This window comes from Burkholderia arboris (assembly GCF_038723655.1).
GTDB classification, from domain to species: domain Bacteria; phylum Pseudomonadota; class Gammaproteobacteria; order Burkholderiales; family Burkholderiaceae; genus Burkholderia; species Burkholderia arboris.
Map to the genome: position 1 here is coordinate 1,479,932 of NZ_CP109822.1, position 20,897 is coordinate 1,500,828.

Annotated in this window: 14 protein-coding genes; 8 read left to right on the forward strand and 6 right to left on the reverse strand. The window is 66.0% G+C overall.

Features of this window, described 5'->3' with window-relative positions; all coding sequences use genetic code 11:
• Positions 1-28: 28 nt before the first annotated feature.
• Positions 29-1,093 (reverse strand): acyltransferase family protein, encoded by a 1,065-nt coding sequence (locus tag OHZ10_RS24025; RefSeq protein WP_059237225.1) that lies wholly within the window; start codon positions 1,091-1,093, stop codon positions 29-31.
• A 468-nt stretch (positions 1,094-1,561) separates the two neighbouring features.
• Here OHZ10_RS24025 and OHZ10_RS24030 point away from each other — a divergent pair, with 468 nt between their 5' ends.
• From OHZ10_RS24030 to OHZ10_RS24040, 3 genes are read left to right on the forward strand one after another with little or no spacing between them, the layout of a single operon-like run.
• The gene (locus tag OHZ10_RS24030) at positions 1,562-3,754 is read left to right on the forward strand and encodes a hypothetical protein (RefSeq protein ID WP_174992790.1); all 2,193 of its coding nucleotides are present in this window, start codon (positions 1,562-1,564) and stop codon (positions 3,752-3,754) included.
• 46 nt (positions 3,755-3,800) lie between these two features.
• Complete coding sequence (locus tag OHZ10_RS24035) at positions 3,801-5,267, forward strand: flippase (RefSeq protein WP_059237223.1); 1,467 nt, start codon at positions 3,801-3,803, stop codon at positions 5,265-5,267.
• Positions 5,264-7,726 carry a glycosyltransferase family 4 protein gene (locus OHZ10_RS24040; RefSeq protein WP_342705909.1) on the forward strand — a complete coding sequence of 821 codons (2,463 nt, stop codon included), beginning with the start codon at positions 5,264-5,266 and terminating at the stop codon, positions 7,724-7,726. Before OHZ10_RS24035 ends, OHZ10_RS24040 begins: the two co-directional genes overlap by 4 nt.
• A gap of 441 nt (positions 7,727-8,167) precedes the next feature.
• Here OHZ10_RS24040 and OHZ10_RS24045 read toward each other — a convergent pair whose 3' ends face one another.
• The gene (locus OHZ10_RS24045; RefSeq protein ID WP_342705910.1) at positions 8,168-9,343 is read right to left on the reverse strand and encodes an acyltransferase; all 1,176 of its coding nucleotides are present in this window, start codon (positions 9,341-9,343) and stop codon (positions 8,168-8,170) included.
• A gap of 217 nt (positions 9,344-9,560) precedes the next feature.
• Here OHZ10_RS24045 and OHZ10_RS24050 point away from each other — a divergent pair, with 217 nt between their 5' ends.
• Together OHZ10_RS24050 and galU are read left to right on the forward strand one after the other, a co-directional pair.
• The gene (locus tag OHZ10_RS24050) at positions 9,561-9,704 is read left to right on the forward strand and encodes a hypothetical protein (RefSeq protein WP_006479318.1); all 144 of its coding nucleotides are present in this window, start codon (positions 9,561-9,563) and stop codon (positions 9,702-9,704) included.
• A gap of 230 nt (positions 9,705-9,934) precedes the next feature.
• On the forward strand, positions 9,935-10,822 hold the full coding sequence (galU, locus tag OHZ10_RS24055; RefSeq protein ID WP_034185830.1) for a UTP--glucose-1-phosphate uridylyltransferase GalU: 888 nt from the start codon (positions 9,935-9,937) through the stop codon (positions 10,820-10,822).
• A gap of 380 nt (positions 10,823-11,202) precedes the next feature.
• Here galU and OHZ10_RS24060 read toward each other — a convergent pair whose 3' ends face one another.
• Positions 11,203-12,321: an acyltransferase family protein gene (locus OHZ10_RS24060; RefSeq protein WP_174992719.1), complete on the reverse strand. Its 1,119-nt coding sequence runs from the start codon at positions 12,319-12,321 to the stop codon at positions 11,203-11,205.
• Positions 12,322-12,588: 267 nt separating this feature from the next.
• Between OHZ10_RS24060 and OHZ10_RS24065 the strand changes: the two genes are divergently transcribed.
• Together OHZ10_RS24065 and OHZ10_RS24070 are read left to right on the forward strand one after the other, a co-directional pair.
• Entirely contained in the window at positions 12,589-13,038 is a 450-nt protein-coding gene (locus OHZ10_RS24065) for an HU family DNA-binding protein (RefSeq protein WP_011548077.1), read from the forward strand.
• Positions 13,039-13,357: 319 nt separating this feature from the next.
• Positions 13,358-14,149, forward strand: coding sequence for an AadA family aminoglycoside 3''-O-nucleotidyltransferase (locus tag OHZ10_RS24070; RefSeq protein ID WP_174992718.1), 792 nt, complete (start codon positions 13,358-13,360; stop codon positions 14,147-14,149).
• Between the two features lie 150 nt (positions 14,150-14,299).
• On the opposite strand, the gene OHZ10_RS24075 is transcribed toward OHZ10_RS24070, so the two are convergent.
• The 3 genes from OHZ10_RS24075 to OHZ10_RS24085 all read right to left on the reverse strand — a co-directional run bounded on the left by OHZ10_RS24075 (position 14,300) and on the right by OHZ10_RS24085 (position 17,679).
• Positions 14,300-14,773 carry a VOC family protein gene (locus OHZ10_RS24075; protein WP_059237217.1) on the reverse strand — a complete coding sequence of 158 codons (474 nt, stop codon included), beginning with the start codon at positions 14,771-14,773 and terminating at the stop codon, positions 14,300-14,302.
• Between the two features lie 392 nt (positions 14,774-15,165).
• Positions 15,166-16,326 (reverse strand): porin, encoded by a 1,161-nt coding sequence (locus tag OHZ10_RS24080; RefSeq protein ID WP_059237216.1) that lies wholly within the window; start codon positions 16,324-16,326, stop codon positions 15,166-15,168.
• A gap of 420 nt (positions 16,327-16,746) precedes the next feature.
• The gene (locus tag OHZ10_RS24085) at positions 16,747-17,679 is read right to left on the reverse strand and encodes a YihY/virulence factor BrkB family protein (protein ID WP_059237215.1); all 933 of its coding nucleotides are present in this window, start codon (positions 17,677-17,679) and stop codon (positions 16,747-16,749) included.
• A 142-nt stretch (positions 17,680-17,821) separates the two neighbouring features.
• Between OHZ10_RS24085 and fdnG the strand changes: the two genes are divergently transcribed.
• Entirely contained in the window at positions 17,822-20,893 is a 3,072-nt protein-coding gene (fdnG, locus tag OHZ10_RS24090) for a formate dehydrogenase-N subunit alpha (protein WP_342705911.1), read from the forward strand.
• Positions 20,894-20,897: the final 4 nt, after the last annotated feature.

Genomic DNA, 20,897 nt, shown 5'->3' on the forward strand with positions numbered 1-20,897 from the left:
CCTTGTCGAAATCGATAGATAGGGAAATTCAGGCAGTCGTGCTGGCGGCGGCCGGCAGCGTGCTGCGTGCGGGGCCGCGCGTCAGGCGTCGTTCGAAGCCGTACCAGCTCAGGGTCGCGTACGCGAGCGTGATCGCCAGTGCGAGCGCGGCCGTGACGAAGCGGTTCAGGTGCAGCGGCCAGAGCGCATACAGCACGCTCAGGTGAATCAGGTAGACGGTGTAGCTGACGGTGCCGACGTAGACGAGCATCGGGTTGGTCAGCACGCGTTGCACGAGGCCGCGGCCGCGCAGCGCGATCACGACGATCGACGTGCACAGCAGCAGCGAGATGCTGTAGAGCGCCGCGTTCGACAGCGGTGTGTTCGCGGCGCGAAAGCGCGGGAACGACAAGTGCAGCCAGCCGAGGATCGCGAGCGATACGAGCGCGCCGAGGATCGCGAGCGGATAGAACGGCTCCAGCGCGCGCCGGTCGCGGCGCAGCACGATCGCGAGCAGTGCGCCGGCCGCGAGCAGGTCCATCCGGAACGGCGTCAGGTAGTAGATCGGCCAGAACGAATCGAACCACGGCGTCGCGATCGCGCGCAGCACGGGTGCGGCGACGACCAGCGCGGCGGCGACCCACAGCAGCGCGCGCTCCGAGCACCACAGCACGACGAACGGCCAGAAAATATAAAACTGCTCCTCGACCGCGAGCGACCACAGCACGTTCAGGCTGTCGTGGCCGATGCTGCCGAGCGACAGCCCGATGTTGGTCGAGAAAAATGCGAACCACGGCCAGTGCGGCAGCCAGCTCGCGCCGAACAGGATCGTCGATACCACCAGCAGCAGCACGTACGGCGGCAGGATGCGGCGCACGCGGCGCGCGTAGAAGTGGCTGAAGTACGACTGCCCGCGCGCCTTGCGATCGAGCAGGATGCCGGTGATCAGCAGGCCGCTCAGCACGAAGAACAGGTCGACACCCATCCACAGCGGCGCCTTCAGCGCGTGCTGCAGGAACACGGCGCCCACCGCGATCGCGCGCAGCCCGTCGAGCTGCACGATGCGGCCGTGTTGCGGCGGGGCGAGGTCGGCGGGGCGCGAGCGGGCCGTCATCGCCCGGCTCCTGCGCGGCCTGTAGCCAATGCGTGTACGTATTGCATGCCTTTAAATGGGATATCGAATCGAAATTGATTCTAGGGAAAAGAAATCGGTAAAAAAACGCGCGTCATTTATCCGACGACAAACATTCAAATGTCGATTATTACGGTCATGAGATGAAAGGTTCGCGCCCGGGCACGTGCGACAGGCGGTGCGGAGCGGCATTTTCTACGTGACGGCGAGCGAAAGGCGGTCGTTATTGCCGTTTCCAGCTGCGATTTACTGCCTGTTCCGGTTCGATATTTCAGGCAGAAACATCCCCAAATATTTCCAAATTTCTTGTGATTATTTTTGCTTGTAACCTGCATCGCGACGTTTGAAACCTATTTAGCGACAGGGTGCGCCGGCGGCAATCCGCTGCGATACCGGTCGCGGTTGCATCAAGTCTGGAGAAGCGCATTGCGACGTCTGATTCTGGTTGGCATGACGGTATGCGCAGCGCTGCTGACGAGCGCTGCACCGGCCGAAACGGTGTTGCCCGCGACGACGTCGTGGATCGGCAACACGTTCGGCTATGGCGACGGCAGCTGGACGCAGATCGACATCCGCGCGATCGCGGTGACACCTGACGGCAAGGTGTATACGAATGCGCCGTGGGACGAGAGCGGGGCCGAGGCGAGCGTCTATCAGGACGGGAAGATGCTCGGCTTCGCCGGCGGCACGCACGGCTGGGGCAATCTCGGCGGCAACGCGATCGCCGTGAACAGCAAGTACGCGTATGTCGCGATCGGCGTCGGCAATGAGCGCGGCCACCTGCAATCCCCCGGCATCTGGCCGGACAAGGGCAAGCAGTGGTTCGGCATCTCGCGCCGCACGATCGGCGACATGAAGCAGCCCGCGCCGTTTCGCGCGTCGCCGCAGGTCGCGCCGGGCGGGCGCGCCGACGCGGGCCGCGCGCGGATGGCCGCGAGCTTCATGATGATGAACGAGGTGCCGGCCCCCGCTCGCCCGGAAGTCGGCGAGGCGAAGGCGGAAGTGGGCGGCCTCGCGGCCGACGACAAGACGCTGTTCGCGACGAATCCTTCGCGTGACGTCGTGGATGTCTACGACGCGGAGACGATGCAGCAGAAGGGGACGTGGAGCGCGCACGAGCCGGGCCGCATCGCGCTCGCCGGCGACGGCACGCTGTGGCTGCTGACCGATACGCTGAACGGACCCGCGCATCTCGTGCACGTGCGAGCCGACGGCCGCAAGCTCGACGATGCGCCGGCGCTGCCGGAGGGCACCGATGCGGTGGACGTGGCGGTCGACGCGAAAGGGCGCGTGCTCGTCGCGGACAACGGGCCGCGCCAGCAGATCCTGATTTTCTCGAAAGGCGGCAAGGGCTATGCGCAGTCGGGCACGTTCGGCGAGCGCGGCGGCATCTTCGCGGGTCCCGTGCCGGGGCGGCCGGGGCCGCAGCGCTTCAACGGGCTGACGGGCGTCGGCGTCGACCGCGCGGGCAACATTTATGTGTCGATGAACGGCATCGGGCCGCGCCACGACACGATCGGCGCCGGGCTCGGCGCGGTACTCGAAAGCTATACGCCGGACGGCAAGCCGCGCTGGCAGGTGCAGGGGCTGCTGTTCGTCGATGGCGCGTGGCTCGACCCCGCGCGGCCGAACAGCGTGTACACGGGCAACAAGCGCTTCGAGCTCGACCTGTCGAAGCCGCCGGGCCAGGACTGGAAATACGTCGGCTTCCTGTCGAACCGCTTCAAGTATCCGGACGACCCGGTGTTCCACACCGACCAGTGGCCGGGCATGCCGATCGCGCGTCGTCTGGACGGCCGCACGTTCCTGTACCTGACCGACATGTACGCCGATCACCTGAAGATCTACCGCTTCGACGCGAAGCGCGACGGCGAGGTCGCGATTCCGTCGGGCCTGATCGCGGGCCGCGCGCGGCCGGTCGACAAGGTGCCGAACAAGCCGCCGGGCGGCGACTGGCTGTGGCGCGACGCGAACGGCAACGGCCGGATCGATCCCGACGAGGCCGAGATCAACACGACCGGCAAGGCGAAGGCGGGCGGCTGGGGCTGGTGGGTCGACACGAAGGGCGACATCTGGCGCACCAGCGACGTGCGCGGCATCCATCGCTTCCAGTACGGCGGCGTCGACAAGGCCGGCAACCCGATCTACGCGTATGACAAGGTCACGACCTACCCGATGCCGCAGCCGTTCACGCAGCTGCGCCGTTCGATCTACGAGCCGCAGACCGACACGCTGTACGTGACCGGCTACACGGCCGACGCGCCGCCGCAGCCGGGCATCAACAAGGAAGTGGGGCGCGTGCTGATCCGTTTCGACAAGTGGTCGACGGGCTCGCCGGTGATGCGCTACCAGGTGGCGCTGCCGTGGAAGCTCGATGCGAAGCCGATCTTCGACCTGATCGGGATCACGGTCGAGGGCCGTTACCTCTTCACCGTGGAGCCGGTCGGCAAGATCCACGTGTACGACAAGGACACCGGCAAGGAAGTGGGCGTGATGAGCCCGGGCACCGAGGTCGGCAAGGCATCCGGCTGGGTCGACGTGCCGTTCGGCATCAGCGCATTCCGGCGCGAGAACGGCGAATACCTCGTGTTCGTCGAGGAAGACGCGCGCGGCAAGGTGCTGATGTATCGCTGGAAACCGTGACGGGCGGCGCGCCGTCGTCGCCGTCGACGTCACTCAAGGCTTAAGCATGGACAAAGGCATACTCAAGAACGTTTCGATCAACTTCATCGGGCTGATCCTGCCGACCTTCGTGTCGCTGGTGACGGTGCCCGCCTATATCCACACGCTCGGCGTCGAGCGCTATGGCGTCGTCAGCCTCGTGTGGACGCTGATCGGCTATTTCGGGATCCTCGATCTCGGGATGAGCATGGCCGCGCAGAACCACATCTCGAAGGCGCTCGCGAGCGGCAACGCCGACGAAAGCGCGCGCGTGTTCTGGAGCGCGTTCTGGCTGAATCTCGGCACCGGCATCGTCGGCGGGCTGCTGATCTATTTCGGCGCGTTCATCTATACCGCGTACTTCACGAAGGTGTCGGCCGCGATGCAGCACGAGGTGTATCTCGCGCTGCCGTGGCTCGCGCTCGCGATTCCGCTCGCGAACGTGTCGTGGGTGTTCGCCGGCGCGATCAACGGCGCCGAGCGGTTCGGCGTGTTCAACACGAACCAGACGATCGGCACGTTCCTGTTCCAGCTGCTGCCGCTCGGCGCCGCTTGGTGGATCGCGCCGAACCTGCAGACGGTGCTCGCGGCGGCCGTCGTCGCGCGCCTGATCGCGGCGGTGATGCTCGGCCAGGCCAGCATCAAGGTGCTCGGGATCCGGCGCATCGACCCGCCGCAGTGGGGCACCGCGAAAGGGCTGTTCAACTTCGGCGGCTGGATGCTGATCGCGAGCACGACGAGCATGATCGCCGACACGCTCGACCGCGTGATGCTCGGCGCCGGCATGGGCGCGAAGTTCGTCACCTACTACACGGTGCCGCAGAACCTCGTCACGCGGCTGAACATGCTGCCGAACGCGCTCGTGCGCACGCTGTTCCCGCGCCTGTCGGCGGTCGGCCGCGACCATGCCGACACGCTCGCGCGCCAGTCGCTCGAATTCCTGAACGGCGTGTTCACGCCGGTTGGCATCGTCGCGATCTTCGCGCTCGCGCCGTTCCTCACGCTGTGGGTCGGCGCCGATCTCGCCGTGCATTCGGCGCCGGTCGGCCGCGTGCTGGTGGTCAGCGTGTGGCTCGTCGGCCAGGCGAGCGTCACGCGGATCCTGATCCAGTCGCAGGTCAATCCGGCCCGCGCGGCATTCGCCGGGCTGGTCGAGATGCCGTTCTTCGTCGGCGGCCTGTGGTTCGGCATTCATCACTTCGGGCTGATCGGCGCGGCGGTGGTCGTCGCGGCGCGCGCGCTCGTCGACTACGGCGTGCTGCTGTATCTGTCGGCGATCCGGATGCGCGCGATCGTGCTCGACATGCTCGCGCATCTCGCCTTCCTGCTCGCGAGCCTGTTTCTGGCGCAGGCATGGCCGGGGCTCGGCGAGTCGATCGGCATGTGCGCGGTCGTGCTGGTGCTGAATGTTGCGTGGTCGCTCACGATGACGCCGGGATTGCGCGCGCTCGTGCGCGACCTGTTTGTCCGTCTCAATGCGAGGAAAACCGTATGAATCGCGATCTGGCGGAACACGCCGTATTGAATCTCGCCACGGCCGATGCCGCCGTGGCCGAAGCCGGCGATGTCGCCACGCTGCGCCGGCCGGTGCCGGCCGAGCGGGCCGGCGCGCGGCAGCCGTCGCGCGCGCTGCGCGTGGCGATCGTCCACGACTGGCTCGTCACCTATGCCGGGGCCGAGCGCGTGCTCGAACAGATCGTCGCGTGCTTTCCCGACGCCGACCTGTTCAGCCTCGTCGATTTTCTCGACGACCGCGCGTTCGTGCGCGGCAAGCCGGTGACGACGTCGTTCATCCAGAAACTGCCGTTCGCGCGCACCAAATACCGCAGTTACCTGCCGCTGATGCCGCTCGCGATCGAGCAGCTCGACGTGTCGGAGTACGACCTCGTGATCTCGAGCAGCCACGCGGTCGCGAAGGGCGTGCTGACGGGGCCGGACCAGGTGCACATCAGCTACGTGCATTCGCCGATCCGCTATGCATGGGACCTGCAGCACCAGTATCTGGAGCAGTCGAATCTCACGCACGGGCCGAAATCGCTGCTCGCGCGGATGATCCTGCATTACATCCGCAACTGGGACACGCGCACCGCGAATGCGGTGGACGGCTTCGTCGCGAATTCCGCGTTCATCGCACGGCGCATCAAGAAGGTCTACCACCGCGACGCGGCGGTGATCTTCCCGCCGGTCGACGTCGACGCGTTTTCGCTGAACGCGGAGAAGGAGGATTTCTACCTGACCGCGTCGCGGATGGTGCCGTACAAGAAGATCGACCTGATCGTCGAAGCGTTTTCGCGCACGCCCGAGCGCAAGCTCGTCGTGATCGGCGACGGCCCCGAGATGCAGAAGATCCGCGCGAAGGCCGGCCCGAACGTCGAGATCATGGGCTACCAGCCGTTCGCGGTGCTGCACGACCGGATGCGGCGCGCGAAGGCGTTCGTGTTCGCGGCCGAGGAGGATTTCGGGATTTCGGTGGTCGAGGCGCAGGCGTGCGGCACGCCGGTGATCGCGTACGGCAAGGGCGGCGCGCTCGAGACCGTGCTCGATCCGCAATCGAACCTGAACCCGACCGGGCTGTTCTTCGACGAGCAGACGCCGCACGCGGTTATCGCGGCCGTCGACGATTTCGAGCGGGCGCCGCAGCGTTTCACGCCAGTCGCCTGCCGCGCGAACGCGGCGCGGTTTTCCGCCGATACGTTCCGGCGGCGCTTCCTCGACTATGTGGAGGCGGCGCTGCCCGGCTCGACCGCGCAGCGCGGCGCGGCCGCACCGATGCCGGCCGCGCGCGGCCCGGCGACGCTCGTGCTCGACCAGAGCGGCGTGCTCGGCGGCGCCGAGCTGTCGCTGCTCGAGATCATGAAGCACATGCGCGCGAACGCCGACGTGCTGCTGTTCGACGACGGCCCGTTCCGCGCGGCGCTCGACGAGATCGGCGCGCGTGTCGACGTGGTCGAGCAGGGCGCGCTCGCGGGCGTGCGCAAGCAGGGCGGCGTGTCGCCCGGCGCGGTGAAGCAGCTTGTGCGGCTGGTGCGCGACGTCGCGCGCCGCGCGCGCCGCGCCGAGGTGATCTACGCGAACACGCAGCGTGCGATGGTGGTCGCCGCACTCGCCGGGCGGCTCGCCCGCAAGCCGGTGGTCTGGCACCTGCGCGACATCGTCAGCACCGACCATTTCGGCAGCAAGCAGTTGCTGGCGATCAAGTACTGCGCGCGGCTCGGCGTCACGCGCGTGATCGCGAACTCCGACGCGTCCGCGCAGGCGTTCCGTGCGCTGACGGGCTTTACGCCGCAGCACGTCGACGTCGTGTTCAACGGTATTTCGGCCGAACCGTTCGATGCGCTGGACGGCGTCAGCCAGGCGTCGCTGCGCGCCCGCCTCGGGTTGCCGGGGGCGGCGTGGCTCGTCGGCTCGTTCAGCCGTCTCGCGCGCTGGAAGGGGCAGCACGTGCTGCTGGAAGCCGCCGCGCGGCATCCCGACATGCACGTGGTGCTGGTCGGCGCGCCGCTGTTCGGCGAGGACGACTATGCGGCGCAGCTGCACGAATACGTCGCGCGGCACGGGATGGACGAGCGCGTGCATTTCCTCGGGTTCCAGCGCGACGTGGCCGCCTGCATGACGGCAGTGGACGTCGTCGCGCATACGTCGATCACGCCGGAGCCGTTCGGGCGCGTGATCGTCGAGGGGATGCTCGCGCGCCGGCCGGTTGTCGCGGCCCGCGCGGGCGGTGTCGTCGAGATCATCGAGGACGGCGACAACGGGCTGCTCTGCGAGCCGGGTGACGCCGCCGCGCTGGCCGCCGCGCTGGCTACGCTGAAGCGCGACGGCGCGCTGCGCGAGCGGCTCGTCGCGAGCGGGCGCGCGACCGCGGTGCGCCGGTTCGGGACCGAAACCTACGTGGAGCGGGTCGAGAAGATCCTGTCGGATACGGCGAAAGCCGCGAAGGCGAAGAAGTCTTAGCGGTAGCCGGCGCGCGCCGGCGGGAAACGGGCCCTCATGCGGTGTTGAGCCGCGTGGGGGCTTTGCTTTTCGGGGCGCGTGGCTTGCGGGCGAGTGGCGGACGGGGTGGTTGGCGAGGCGCGGGAGAGGTGCGAGGCGCGAGGTGCGAGGCGCGAGGTGCGAGGTGCGAGGTGCGAGGTGCGAGGTGCGAGGTGCGAGGCGTGAGGTGCGAGGTGCGAAATCGACCGGTCGCGTTTCGAGGGCGATCATGAAGCGACATCCCGCGCGGGGGCAGTCACGCGGCGGAAACCGGCCAGAGGCAGCCCACGCGGGCCGTAGCGCGGCCGGACCGCCGTGGGCTGCCCCATCCCGCGCAACCCGGCGCGCAACCGCGTGCCGGCCATGAAAAAGCCCCCGCACGGCCCAATGCCGGACGGGGGCGTCGAAACCCGGCCAATTCCGTCAGACGGCCCGTTCGGGCGCCGGCGTGGCCACGCGGGCAGGGCGTGCGGGCTTGAAGCTGGCCGACCACATCATCGCCGGCCGCTCGAACATCCGGTAGAACAGGTAGGCGACCGGGATCGCGGCGGCCATGAACGCGAACGACGGCCAGATCGACAGTTGCAGCTCGGAGTGGAACAGCACCGAGCCGAGGCAGACGAACAGCGGCAGGTGGACCAGGTACAGCGAATAGCTGAAGTCGCCGAACCAGCTCAGCACCCGCAGCGGCGGCGTCGGGCGCGGCGGGCGGGCGAGCGCGCGGTACAGGAAGCACGCGAAGCCGGCCGACCACAGCTGGAAGGCGCCGTACTGGCCGAAATGGAACGCGCCGCAGCCGGCGGCCAGCAGCACGGCGGCCGCGGCGTACCACGCGCGCGACGGTACGGTGGCCGCGTCGCGCGCCTGCTGCGCGCGCACATCGGCAATCCACGCGCCGATCGTCCAGGACAGCCAGTACGACGTGAAGAACTGCAGGTCGTGCCGTTCGAGCAGCCACGCCGACGCGACGTTGACGAGCGCGACCGCGGCCACCACGGCCGGCATGCCGATCCGGCGGCGCAGCGCGAACAGCAGCGGGTAGATCGCGTAGAACTGCACTTCGAGCGACAGCGTCCACAGTGCGCCGTTCGACCCGTACGTGTAGCCGGCCACGCCTTGCAGCGAGAACAGGTTCACGAGGAACGCGAGGAGGCCGACGTCGCGGATCTTGTGGCTGACGGGCTCGATCTGCAGGCTGACCGAGTCGAGCGCGAGCGTGAACAGCAGCGCGGCGAGCAGCACCGGGTAGATGCGCGCGAACCGGCGCACCCAGAAGTTGGGCGCGTCGAGACGGTACGCAGGATTGGCCGCGAGCTTGAGCGCCGCGTTGCGGTGGATGCAGTAGCCGCTGATCACGAAGAAGATCGGCACGCCGGCGGAGCCCCACGCGAACGGGAAGGTCAGGTAACCGGCTATCACGCCCGGGTTCAGTGCATGACCGTAAGCCTGATGGAAGCTCTGCATGCCGACCCAGACGATCTGGCGGCAGTGGAAATAGGCGACGAGCAGCGCCGCGAAACCGCGCATCGCGTCGATCACGTGTTCCTTGTGATCGGCGACGGGCGGCGCGGTCAGAGACGATCCGCTGAAAGCTTGCATGCGATTCGGTTCCTTGCGACGGATTGACGGGGAGTTTCATTCAATCGTAATGCGCAAGAATTCGATCAATGAATAAAAAAATCTCGCCGGGAAATATCGGTATTCCACATCATGGGTTTATCGCGATCCGAAAGCGGTTCCACGGGGGGCTTCAATTATTTGCCGATTTTTTTCTGATAGTTTGAAGCTCCAGATGATTGATGCAAGGAGCGGCAAGATGGACATGCATTGGATCGCGAGCGCTGCAGTACTGCTGGTCATGGCCGTGCTGTCGGCGTACCGCGAGGCGCTGAAGAACGAACCGATTCGGCCGGGCCTCGAGCGGGGCGGCGTGCCCTATATCGAGGAATTTGAATCGTAAGAATTTGTATCCGGAGAATCGGTAATTTGTTTCTGCGCCGGCATGCGATCCGGCAGTATCGACCGGATTGAAAGGATTATATTTTTTCCGGGATCATTGGGCATTCAGTCCATATCGAAAATGAGCGGAGTGGAATTGGCAGTGCCGTCGATTCTCGATATGCCGTTCGGAACACAATCGCGCCGGGTCGCTGGGCGACGCGGCGCAGTCAACGCAATCAGGATGCGAACATGTTGAAAGTCACCAAGGCCGTGTTCCCCGTTGCCGGTCTCGGCACGCGGTTCCTCCCGGCAACGAAGGCGAGCCCGAAGGAGATGTTGCCCGTCGTCGACAAGCCGCTGATTCAGTACGCGGTCGAGGAAGCGATCAACGCCGGTATCACCGAGATGATCTTCGTCACCGGGCGCAGCAAGCGCGCGATCGAAGATCACTTCGACAAGTCGTACGAGATCGAGGCCGAACTCGAGGCGCGCGGCAAGGAAAAGCTGCTGGAACTCGTGCGCGGCATCAAGCCGAGCAACGTCAACTGCTTCTACGTGCGCCAGCCGGAAGCGCTCGGTCTCGGCCATGCGGTGCTGTGCGCGGAGAAGCTCGTGCACGGCGAGCCGTTCGCGGTGATTCTCGCCGACGACCTGCTGCACGGCGAACAGCCGGTGCTCAAGCAACTCGTCGACGTGTTCGACCACTATCACAGCTCGGTGATCGGCGTCGAAACGATCGCACGCGAGGACAGCCGCTCGTACGGCGTCGTAGAAGGCCGTGAATGGGAAGAGGACGTCATCAAGCTGTCGGGCATCATCGAGAAGCCGGCGCCCGAGGACGCGCCGTCGAATCTCGGCGTGGTCGGCCGCTACGTGTTCATGCCGACGATCTTCGATCATCTGCGCAAGCTCAAGCCGGGCGCCGGTGGTGAACTGCAACTGACCGATGCGGTCCAGTCGCTGCTCGCGAACGAGCAGGTGCTCGCGTATCGCTACTTCGGCACGCGCTTCGACTGCGGCAGCAAGATCGGCTATCTCAAGGCAACCGTCGAGCTGGCGCTCCAGCATCCGGAAGTCAGCCGCGAATTCGAGGCGTACCTGCGTACCTGCTTGCCCGCGCTGGCTGCTGTCGCATAAGCAGCCGCGCGCTCCGTTGTTTCAGGTGGTGGTTGTTCCGTTGGCCCCGGCCGCTCAGGCGCCGGGGCTTTTTTGCATGTGCGGGCGCGCGATCCTGGTGCGTGCGTCCGGCGCGTCGTGCCGGATTCGGGTGGCGGGCGGTGCTGCGTGCGCAGCGGAGTGCGCCGGCGAAGTAGGGCGCCGCGCCTGAAACCGGTGCCGAAGCGTCCGTCCGGGCGAGCGGCTCGGCGCGTTCGCCGGCGCGATGCACGTCGATGCGCGCGCAGGATCCGGGTTCGCCGGAGGCGCGCGAGTACGCGGTGCGCATCGCCGGGATCGGCTCCCGGGCGTGACGGGGCGTGTTGTTTCCTTCCGCGCTCTTGTGCGCGTCCGCGCGACGCTCAGCGCGGCGACGCGCTCGGTTGCGCAGTGAAGTGCCGGGCGAGCATCGCGGCGATCGGCTTCTTGAAGTCGAGCAGCCGCTTTTCGAGATAGCGCCAGGACAAGTGCGCGAGCAGCACGGCCAGCGCGAATTGCAGCATTTCGGGCAGCGCGTCGCGGACGATTTCCGGCATCGGCACGTGCGCGAAGGACGCGGGCAGCACGCCGAAGCGCGTCGGAATCAGGTTGTGGAACAGGTAGAAGCCGTAGCTGATCGTGCCGAGATAGACGAGCGGGCCCCGGTCGAGCAGTGCGACGACGGGATGGTCGGGTTCGCTGACGATCCACAGCATCAGCGCGCCGAGCGACGCGGACAGGCCGAGGTCCGCGAGCCCCGCGACTGCGTCCGGCAACGTCGTGCACGCGGGCAGCGCGAGGAAGAACACGACGCCTGCCGCGCCGAGCCAGCCGGGTGGGACACGGCGCACGGCGGCCGCGCCGCGGTCGGCAAGCGCCATCGCACCGACGCCGCCGAGCGCGATCAGTGCGAAATTCCACGGCGAAAACGCGTAGATCAGCACCGGCGACGCATCCGACAGGTAGAGCGCGAGATGCGCGACCGCGCACAGCGCGACGGCCGCGATACCGAGCGCGACGTGTCGCGCAGCAGGCACCGCGAGCAGCGCGAGCGGGGCGATCAGATAGAACTGCTGTTCAACGGCGAGGCTCCAGAAGTGCGAGGTGGAGCCCGGCCAGCCGTCCTTCACGACGCCGATCCAGTAATTCGACAGGAACGCCGCGTGCCACGCGAGCCCGAGGTTGACGCCGCGCTGGTAGAACAGCGCGTGCGCGATCGCGAGCGCGGCGAGCAGCAGGTAGTACACGGGAAAGATCCGCAGCGCGCGCTTCGCGAGGAACAGCGCGAACGCGTGGCGGCGCGTCATGGTGCCGCACTCGACGGCCTGGCGGTTGCGATGCAGCTCGCCGACGATCAGGAATCCGCTGATGAGGAAAAACGTCCACACACCAAGCTTGCCGACGTCGACGGCAAGGACGTGGCCCTTGTGGGACAGGAAAACGAGGATGACGGCGAGGGCTCGCAGGCCGTCGAGTCCTTTGACGTATCTGGCTTCGCGCATGGAGGCATCCGGGCATTGAGCGAGCCCAGTATAGGTGCGCAAATATCGAACGTAATTCGCGTTCGGGCTCGTTTGGACGTATACGTAAAGGCGTTTTTTGATGCTCGAGCGTCGATGAAGTCGGTCGTGTGCAACAAAACCTGCGGGAAACCCCGCGAAAACGCATAAAAGTACTGCACGAAGCGTCAAGGCGCTTGTAGAATCCGGCGTTGAAGCGCGCGCGTTGCACGCTTCGTGTATCCAACGACCACACCTGGTAGGAGAAACATGGCGACTTCCGCAAAAAAGGTGGCCAAGAAGGCTGCCGCACCGGCCACCAAGAAAGTGGCTGCCAAAAAGGCTGCGCCGGCGAAGAAAGTAGTGGCCAAGAAGGCTGTCGCGAAGGCAGCACCGGCTGCTCCGACGCCGCTGAAGGACAAGTTCACGAAGGCATCGCTCGCAACGCACATCGCTGAGCGCGCAGCTGTCGAAGTGAAGGCGGTCAAGGCAGTGCTCGTCGCACTCGAGAACGTCGTGCTGGGCTCGGTCCACAAGAAGGGCGCAGGCGAATTCACGCTGCCGGGTCTGCTGAAGATCACGGCGCAAGTCGTGCCGGCGAAGAAGAAGCGCTTCGGCAAGGATCCGTTCACGGGCGAAGAGCGCTGGTTCCCGGCGAAGCCGGCCAGCGTGCGCGTGAAGGCACGTGCGCTGAAGAAGCTGAAGGACGCGGCAGCGTAATGCTGCGCAACGGCTGCCGAATGCATGTCGGCAGCGGTTGCAGTGTCCTGCGATCCCCGTACGCGAAAGCGTGCGGGGATTTTTATTGCGCTGCGCAAATCGCGCGGCCGCGAATCTGCGGCGCGGCGGGGATGTGCAGCACGATGCGCGATGCGCGATGCGCGACGCATCGCCAGCCGCAGCCGCAGCCGCAGCCGCACCTGCGTCATGCCGAACGGCGAATTGCAAACCGCGGTTGCTCGGGAGGCTGTCCCGCCGCAACCGTTGCACGCGTTGCTCCCGCGATACCCGTTGCGCGCGCATCGCAAGGCCCGCCGTCGTGACTGAATGCATCCCGGACGAAATCGCCGTACAGGTCGCGGCCGCACGCGCCGCGATCGAGCGGCATCTCGGCGCGACGCTGGAAGCCATCCACCTGTTCGGCTCGGCGCTCGACGGCGGATTGAAACCGCGCAGCGACATCGATTTGCTGGTGACGGCGGCGGCACGGCCCGCCGAAACAGTGCGACGTGCGTTGATGCGCGATCTGCTCGCTGCATCGGCGCCGCCCGGTTGTACTGGCGGCATGCGCGCGCTGGAGGTCACCGTCGTCGCACACGATGACGTGGTGCCGTGGCGCCATCCGGCGCGACGCGAACTGCAGTTCGGCGAATGGCTGCGCCGCGACCTCGAAGCCGGCATCGTCGAACCGGCGCGCGTCGATCACGATCTGGCGATTTTGCTGACGACGGCGCGACAGCACTGTGTCGCGTTGGCTGGGCCGCCCGCGGCCGTGTTGTTCGAGCCGGTGCCCGCACGCGATTTCGTCGCCGCGCTGCTCGCGACCGTTGCGCAGTGGGAGGCCGAACCGGACTGGCGCGGCGACGAGTGCAACGTGGTGCTTGCGCTCGCGCGCATCTGGTACAGCGCCGCGACCGGCAGGATCGCGCCCAAGGACGTTGCAGCGGCATGGGTGCTGGAGCGCTTGCCGCACGCGCACCGGCCGGTTGCGGCGGCTGCGCGCGACGCCTATCTCGGTGGCGAAGCGGGCGCGGCAATCCTGTCGGGCGAACCGCTTGCCGCATTCATCGGCTACGCACGGCGGACCGTCGAGGCGATGCTGTCGGCGTAGCCGCTTGCGTCGCGATGCACGCAGCCGGTGTGCGTGCCGGCTCGCCGGGAATCGTGAACGCTTGCGATGCGGCTGCACGCGCAAACCGTCGAGCCGGGTGGCCGTCGGCGCCCGGTGCGGCGTCACGCCGGCGCAGCCCGGCGCGTTTCGTCAGTCCGCCGTGCCTGCAAAGGCCGCCTTCAGCGCGGCGTCGTCGAACTTGATCATCTGCATCATCGCCGCTGCCACGCGCGCCGCCTTGACCGGGTCGCGGTCGGTCATCATCGGGATGAGCGCTTCCGGAACGATCTGCCACGACACGCCATAACGGTCCCTCAGCCAGCCGCAGGCGTCGGCCGTGCCGCCGTTGTCGAGCAGGGCGTTCCAGTAGCGGTCGAGTTCCGCCTGGTCGGCGCAACTGACCAGCAGCGAGATCGCGTGGTTGAACGACTCCGTGCGCGCATGGCTCATCGCAAAGAACGGTTGCCCGAACAGTTCGAACTCGACCATCCGCGTGCCGTCGGTGCCCGGCACGGCCGTGACGCGCACGATGCGCGAATCCGGAAAGATGCCTGCATAGAAGGCCGCTGCTTCTTCGGCTTCCGTCGAATACCAGAGAAAAGGCGTGATCTTCTGAATCGTCATGACGAATCTCCTGTCTGTATGGGACCGGGGCAAATCATGTGCCGCCTTCGATACGACGGACGACGCCTGCCGAAATCGACACGCGGGGCAAACAATCGTCGTACCGGACGAGCCGGTCGACGCCGGCAGTGCGGATGGTAGTCGTCGTGCGGAGAAATGGCGAGCTGCCCGCGCTTCCGGAAACGGTGTTTCGGGTGCCTAGCAGCCGCCTGGTGCCGCTGGCGGCTGGCCGACGTATGCGGGGGGCGGTTTTTGCCCGGCGACTCGCGCAGGGCGTGCCGGCCTGTCTGCCGGGGGGACGAAAAAAAAGCCAGCCGCGGCCGAAACCGGGACTGGCTTTCCAGATCGGCGGCAAGGCGTCGGAGACGCCATGCATGCCGGAAACGTACTTCTTAGAACTTGTGGCGCAGGCCGAGAGCGACCAGCTCTTGCGACTTCGTGCCGGCGATGCCGTACGAGCCGATCGAAGCTTGCGCTGCCGACGTCGTGCCGTCTGCGTTCAGCTGCGTGCCGCTTGCGTGCTGATAGGCGCCGACCAGGTAGACGTCCGTGCGCTTCGACAGCGAGTAGTCCGCGCCCAGCGAAACCTGATGGTACTTGGCGTCCGTGTTGCCGCTAGCCTTCGTGTACGAGTAGCCGAGGCCCAGCAGCAGCGGCGGCGTGATCTGGTACGTCGCGAACGCGCGGCCCGTGTTGTACTTCTGGGTCGAGCTGAAGCCCGAGGCTGCATCCGGCTTGTACTGTGCGTTGCTGTAGCCGAGGCCGAGCGTCACCGGGCCGATCACGTACTGACCAGCAACTTGTGCGATCGCGATCGACTTCGCCGTCACGTAAGCTGCGTTGATCGGGCCGTCGACGATGTTGTCCGACGTCGTCGAGCCCCAGCCGCCGCGCAGGCCAGCGGTCGTCGGCGACGGGTTGTTCGCGTAGAAGTAGCCTGCAGCAACGCCGACCGGGCCGTTGTTGTATGCAGCCGCGACCGACCAGGTCTGGCCTGCGCCCGTCTTGCCTGCCACGCCGCCGAGGGCGTACATGCCTTCAGCCTGGAAGCCTGCGAACACCGGCGAGGTGTACTTGATCGCGTTGCTGACGCGCAGCGAGTTGTCGTTGTTGTCGACGTCGCCCGGCGTTGCGAACGTGCTGCCGAAGTAGTTGTCTGCCGTGACTGCCTGGACCAGGTCGACCAGCGGGTCGTACTGGCGGCCGAGCGTCAGCGTGCCGTACTGGTTGCTTTCGAGGCCGACGAATGCCTGACGGCCGAACATGCGACCGCCCTGGTTCAGGTGGCCGGTGCCCGGATCAAAACCGTTTTCCAACTGGAAGATCGCCTTCAGGCCACCGCCGAGGTCTTCTGCGCCTTTCAGGCCGAAGCGGCTGCCTTGCAGGTTGCCCGACAGCATTTGCCACGCGTTGTTGCCTTGGCCGTTATTGCCGTGAACATAGGCAATCGACGTGTCGATCACGCCGTACAGCGTCACGCTCGATTGAGCGTGGGCAGCGCCAGCGGCGCCCAGCAGGGCGAGCGAGAGGGTCGAGAGAGCAAGCTTCTTCATCGTTGAGTTTCTCCACGCAAATGATTCATCGTTATTTGTTGCGGATTGGAGAATAGCTCAGTGCCATACACGCAAGAAAGCTTAAAAAATAAAGTGTCTCGAAAAGGTAACAGCGTGAAAAAGTCCATATATATCAAGCACATCAGTGTCTGTTTCCATTTATGAAATAGTTGACAATTGCTGCGGTGCGATTGTTTCGGTAGTTGGTGCGCAGCGCGGCAACCCTCCTGTTTCGACCGGTTTGAGCAGGGAAACGAGGGTGTGCAAACGTTTGCGGTTGCGGGTGTGAGCGCGCCGGCGTGTAAAGAGCGCGTCAACGCCGCGCGAATGCGCGGCGGACAGCGGGGTTGCAAAGGGGCGGGCGGATGTGCCGGGTGTGCGAAAGCGCGATGCGCCGCCGTTTTGCGGAAGGCGCGCGGTTCAGTCGTTGCGCGTAAGGTCGTCGGCGTGACCGGGTTGAACGGATGCAGCCGGTGCGGCGCCGGCCGGCCGGTGCGCGTTGCCGCGCGCGGCTGCGAATTCCGCGCCGAGCAGCAGCACGATCGCGGAGAAGTACAGCCACATCAACAGGACCGCGAACGATCCGGCCGCGCCGAATGCGCTGGCGGTACCCGCATGCGCGAGGTACAGCGCGAACAGCTTCTTGCCGCCGGAAAACAGGATCGCGGACACGATCCCGCCGACCGCGGCGTCGCGCCACGCGACGCGCGCATCGGGCAGGAACTTCATCAGCGACGCGAACGCAGCCGCGAGCACCGCGATGCCGACGAAGAACTGCACGAGGTTCGTGACGATCACGTACGGCGAATTGCCCAGCAGCCAGGTGCCGACGAACGTGATCGCGGTGTCGAGCACGAGCGACACGATCAGCAGGAACGCGACGCCGAGCACGAGCCCGAACGAGATCAGCCGCACGCGCACGAGCCCGAGCATGCTCGACCAGCGGTTTTCGGTGGCGGGCCAGATCACGCTGAGCGCGGCGCTGAGCGATGCGAACGTGGCCGACGCGCCGATCGCGAGCGCCGCGAACGAGATCAGCGTGGCCAGCCCGCCGCGCTCGCCCGCGCGGTGCGCGTTCTGCACGATCGTCTGGATGCTGGCCGCCGCGTCGTCGCCGATCAGCTGGTGCGCCTGCTCGAACACCTGGCCGCGCGCGGCGTCGTCGCCGTAGAACCAGCCGGCCACCGCGATCACCATCACGAGCATCGGCGCGAGCGAGAACGCGGAGAAAAACGCGATGCCCGCGGCCATCGCGGAGCAGCGGTCGGACGAGAAGCGCCTGAACGCGGTGAGGGCCCAGTTGGCCTGTTGTTGCGCGAGACGGGTGGCTTCGGAGGTGATCTGTCGTTTCATGACGGTTCGGTGGCGCGCGGAACGCGGATCATCGTTGGTAATCAGACAATTCAGTATTGATCCGAGGATTCGAACATAGTTGCGCGAACTGTCTATAATTCCTTTCAGTTTCCCCACCCCCACAATAACGCCGAGACCAGCCATGCTACAAATGTCCCGGCGCCAGTTCCTGAAGGTGACGGCTACGTCGCTTGCCGGATCGAGTCTAGCCCTGATGGGCTTCTCTCCGTCCGAAGCGCTCGCCGAAGTCCGACAGTACAAGCTGGCGCGCACAGTCGAAACGCGCAACACCTGTCCTTACTGTTCAGTGGGTTGCGGCATCCTGATGTACAGCCTCGGAGACGGCGCGAAGAACGCGCAGCCGAGCATCATCCACATCGAGGGCGATCCCGACCATCCCGTCAATCGCGGCACGCTGTGCCCGAAGGGCGCGAGCCTGATCGACTTCATCCACAGCCCGAACCGCCTGACGCACCCCGAGTATCGGGCGCCCGGCTCGGACAAGTGGGAACCGATTTCGTGGAATGACGCGCTCGACCGCATCGCGAAGCTGATGAAGGCCGACCGCGACGCGAACTTCGTCGAGACGGCCGAAGACGGCTCGAAGGTCAACCGCTGGCTCACGACCGGCATGCTGGCCGCGTCGGCCGGCAGCAACGAGGTCGGGTACCTGACGCACAAGACTGTCCGCAGTCTTGGCATGCTCGCATTCGACAATCAGGCGCGTGTCTGACATGGCCCGACGGTGGCAGGTCTTGCCCCGACGTTTGGCCGTGGAGCGATGACGAACCATTGGGTCGACATCAAGAACGCGGACGTGATTCTCGTGATGGGCGGCAATGCAGCCGAGGCCCATCCGTGCGGTTTCAAGTGGGTAACGGAGGCGAAGGCGCACCGCAAGGCGCGGCTGATCGTCGTCGACCCGCGCTTCACGCGTACGGCCTCGGTGGCCGATTACTACACGCCGATCCGCACCGGCACCGACATCGTCTTCCTGGGCGGCGTCATCAACTATCTGCTGACGAACGACAAGATCCAGCACGAGTACGTGAAGAACTACACGGACTTCTCGTTCATCGTGCGCGAGGATTTCGCGTTCAACGACGGCATCTATTCCGGCTATGACGCGGAGAAGCACGCGTACCCGGACAAATCGAGCTGGGACTACGAGCGCGGTGACGACGGCTTCGTGAAGGTCGACCCGACGCTGCAGCATCCGCGTTGCGTGTACAACCTGCTGAAGCAGCACTACGCGCGCTATACGCAGGACATGGTCCAGCAGGTCTGCGGCACGCCGAAGGAGAAATTCCTGAAGGTGTGCGAGATGCTCGCGACCACGGCCGTTCCCGGCCGCGCCGGCACGGTGCTGTACGCGCTCGGCTGGACCCACCATTCGATCGGCGCGCAGATCATCCGCACCGGCGCGATGGTGCAGTTGCTGCTCGGCAACATCGGCATCGCCGGCGGCGGGATGAACGCGCTGCGCGGGCACTCGAACATCCAGGGGTTGACCGACCTCGGGCTGATGTCGAACCTGCTGCCGGGCTACATGACGCTGCCGATGCAGTCCGAGCAGGATTTCGACGGCTACATCAAGAAGCGCGTGCAGCTGCCGTTGCGGCCGAACCAGTTGAGCTACTGGAAGAACTACAAGGCGTTCCACGTCAGCTTCATGAAGTCGTGGTGGGGCGATGCCGCGACCGCCGAGAACAACTGGGGCTACGACTACCTGCCGAAGCTGGACAAGCAGTACGACCTGCTGCAGGTGATCGAGCTGATGAATGCCGGCAAGATGAACGGCTACATCTGCCAGGGCTTCAACCCGCTCGCGGCGGCGCCGTCGAAGGTGAAGACGGCGGCAGGCCTCGCGAAGCTGAAGTGGCTCGTGATCATGGATCCGCTCGCGACCGAGACGTCCGAGTTCTGGAAGCATCACGGCGACTACAACGACGTCGATGCGTCGAAGATCCAGACCGAGGTGTTCCGCCTGCCGACCACGTGCTTTGCGGAAGAAAACGGCTCGCTCGTGAGTTCGAGCCGCGTGCTGCAGTGGCACTGGAAGGGCGCGGAGCCGCCGGGCGAGGCGAAGAGCGACCTCGAGATCATGTCGGGACTGTTCCTGCGCATGCGCAAGATGTACCAGACGGACGGCGGCAAGTATCCGGACCCGATCGTGAACCTGACGTGGCCGTACTCGAACCCGGAAAGCCCGACGCCCGAAGAGCTGGCAATGGAGTTCAACGGCAAGGCGCTCGCCGATCTGCCCGATCCGAAGGATCCGGCCAAGACGCTCGTGAAGAAGGGCGAGCAGCTTGCCGCGTTCGCGCAGCTGAAGGACGACGGCACGACCGCGAGCGGCTGCTGGATCTTCTGCGGTGCGTGGACGCAGGCCGGCAACCAGATGGGGCGGCGCGACAACTCCGACCCGACCGGCATCGGCCAGACGCTGAACTGGGCGTGGGCGTGGCCGGCGAACCGGCGGATCCTGTACAACCGCGCATCGTGCGACGTCGCCGGCAAGCCGTTCGACCCGACCCGCAAGCTGATCGGCTGGAACGGCAGCGCGTGGAAGGGCGCCGACGTGCCGGACTTCAAGGTGGACGAATCGCCCGAAAACGGGATGGGGCCGTTCATCATGAACCCGGAAGGCGTTGCGCGCTTCTTCGCCCGCGCGGGGATGAACGAAGGTCCGTTCCCCGAGCACTACGAGCCGTTCGAGACGCCGCTCGACGCGAACCCGCTGCACCCGAACAACCCGCAGGCGCTGAACAACCCGGCTGCCCGCGTGTTCGCGGACGACCGTGCGTCGTTCGGCAAGGTGGCGGAGTTCCCGCACGTGGCGACGACGTACCGGCTGACCGAGCATTTCCACTACTGGACCAAGCATGCGCGGCTGAACTCGATCATCCAGCCCGAGCAATTCGTCGAGATCGGCGAAGACCTCGCGAAGGAAGTCGGCGTCGCGCATGGCGAGCACGTGAAGGTGTCGTCCAAGCGCGGCTACATCATCGCGGTCGCCCTCGTCACGAAGCGGATCAAGCCGCTGACGGTCGACGGCAAGAAGGTCCAGACGGTCGGCGTCCCGTTGCACTGGGGCTTCAAGGGTCTGACGAAGCCCGGCTATCTCGCCAATACCCTGACTCCGTCCGTGGGTGACGGCAACTCGTACACACCGGAATTCAAGTCGTTCCTGGTGAAGGTCGAAAAGGCGTAAGGGG

What these genes read in the sequence shown, in the direction of transcription:
- OHZ10_RS24060 (WP_174992719.1), bottom strand. Translation starts at nt 12,321, where the DNA reads ATGCGCGAAGCCAGATACGTCAAAGGACTCGACGGCCTGCGAGCCCTC.
- OHZ10_RS24085 (WP_059237215.1), bottom strand. Translation starts at nt 17,679, where the DNA reads ATGAAACGACAGATCACCTCCGAAGCCACCCGTCTCGCGCAACAACAG.
- OHZ10_RS24050 (WP_006479318.1), top strand. Translation starts at nt 9,561, where the DNA reads ATGGACATGCATTGGATCGCGAGCGCTGCAGTACTGCTGGTCATGGCC.
- OHZ10_RS24030 (WP_174992790.1), top strand. Translation starts at nt 1,562, where the DNA reads ATGACGGTATGCGCAGCGCTGCTGACGAGCGCTGCACCGGCCGAAACG.
- galU (WP_034185830.1), top strand. Translation starts at nt 9,935, where the DNA reads ATGTTGAAAGTCACCAAGGCCGTGTTCCCCGTTGCCGGTCTCGGCACG.
- OHZ10_RS24035 (WP_059237223.1), top strand. Translation starts at nt 3,801, where the DNA reads ATGGACAAAGGCATACTCAAGAACGTTTCGATCAACTTCATCGGGCTG.
- OHZ10_RS24080 (WP_059237216.1), bottom strand. Translation starts at nt 16,326, where the DNA reads ATGAAGAAGCTTGCTCTCTCGACCCTCTCGCTCGCCCTGCTGGGCGCC.
- OHZ10_RS24075 (WP_059237217.1), bottom strand. Translation starts at nt 14,773, where the DNA reads ATGACGATTCAGAAGATCACGCCTTTTCTCTGGTATTCGACGGAAGCC.
- OHZ10_RS24040 (WP_342705909.1), top strand. Translation starts at nt 5,264, where the DNA reads ATGAATCGCGATCTGGCGGAACACGCCGTATTGAATCTCGCCACGGCC.
- OHZ10_RS24045 (WP_342705910.1), bottom strand. Translation starts at nt 9,343, where the DNA reads ATGCAAGCTTTCAGCGGATCGTCTCTGACCGCGCCGCCCGTCGCCGAT.
- OHZ10_RS24025 (WP_059237225.1), bottom strand. Translation starts at nt 1,093, where the DNA reads ATGACGGCCCGCTCGCGCCCCGCCGACCTCGCCCCGCCGCAACACGGC.
- OHZ10_RS24065 (WP_011548077.1), top strand. Translation starts at nt 12,589, where the DNA reads ATGGCGACTTCCGCAAAAAAGGTGGCCAAGAAGGCTGCCGCACCGGCC.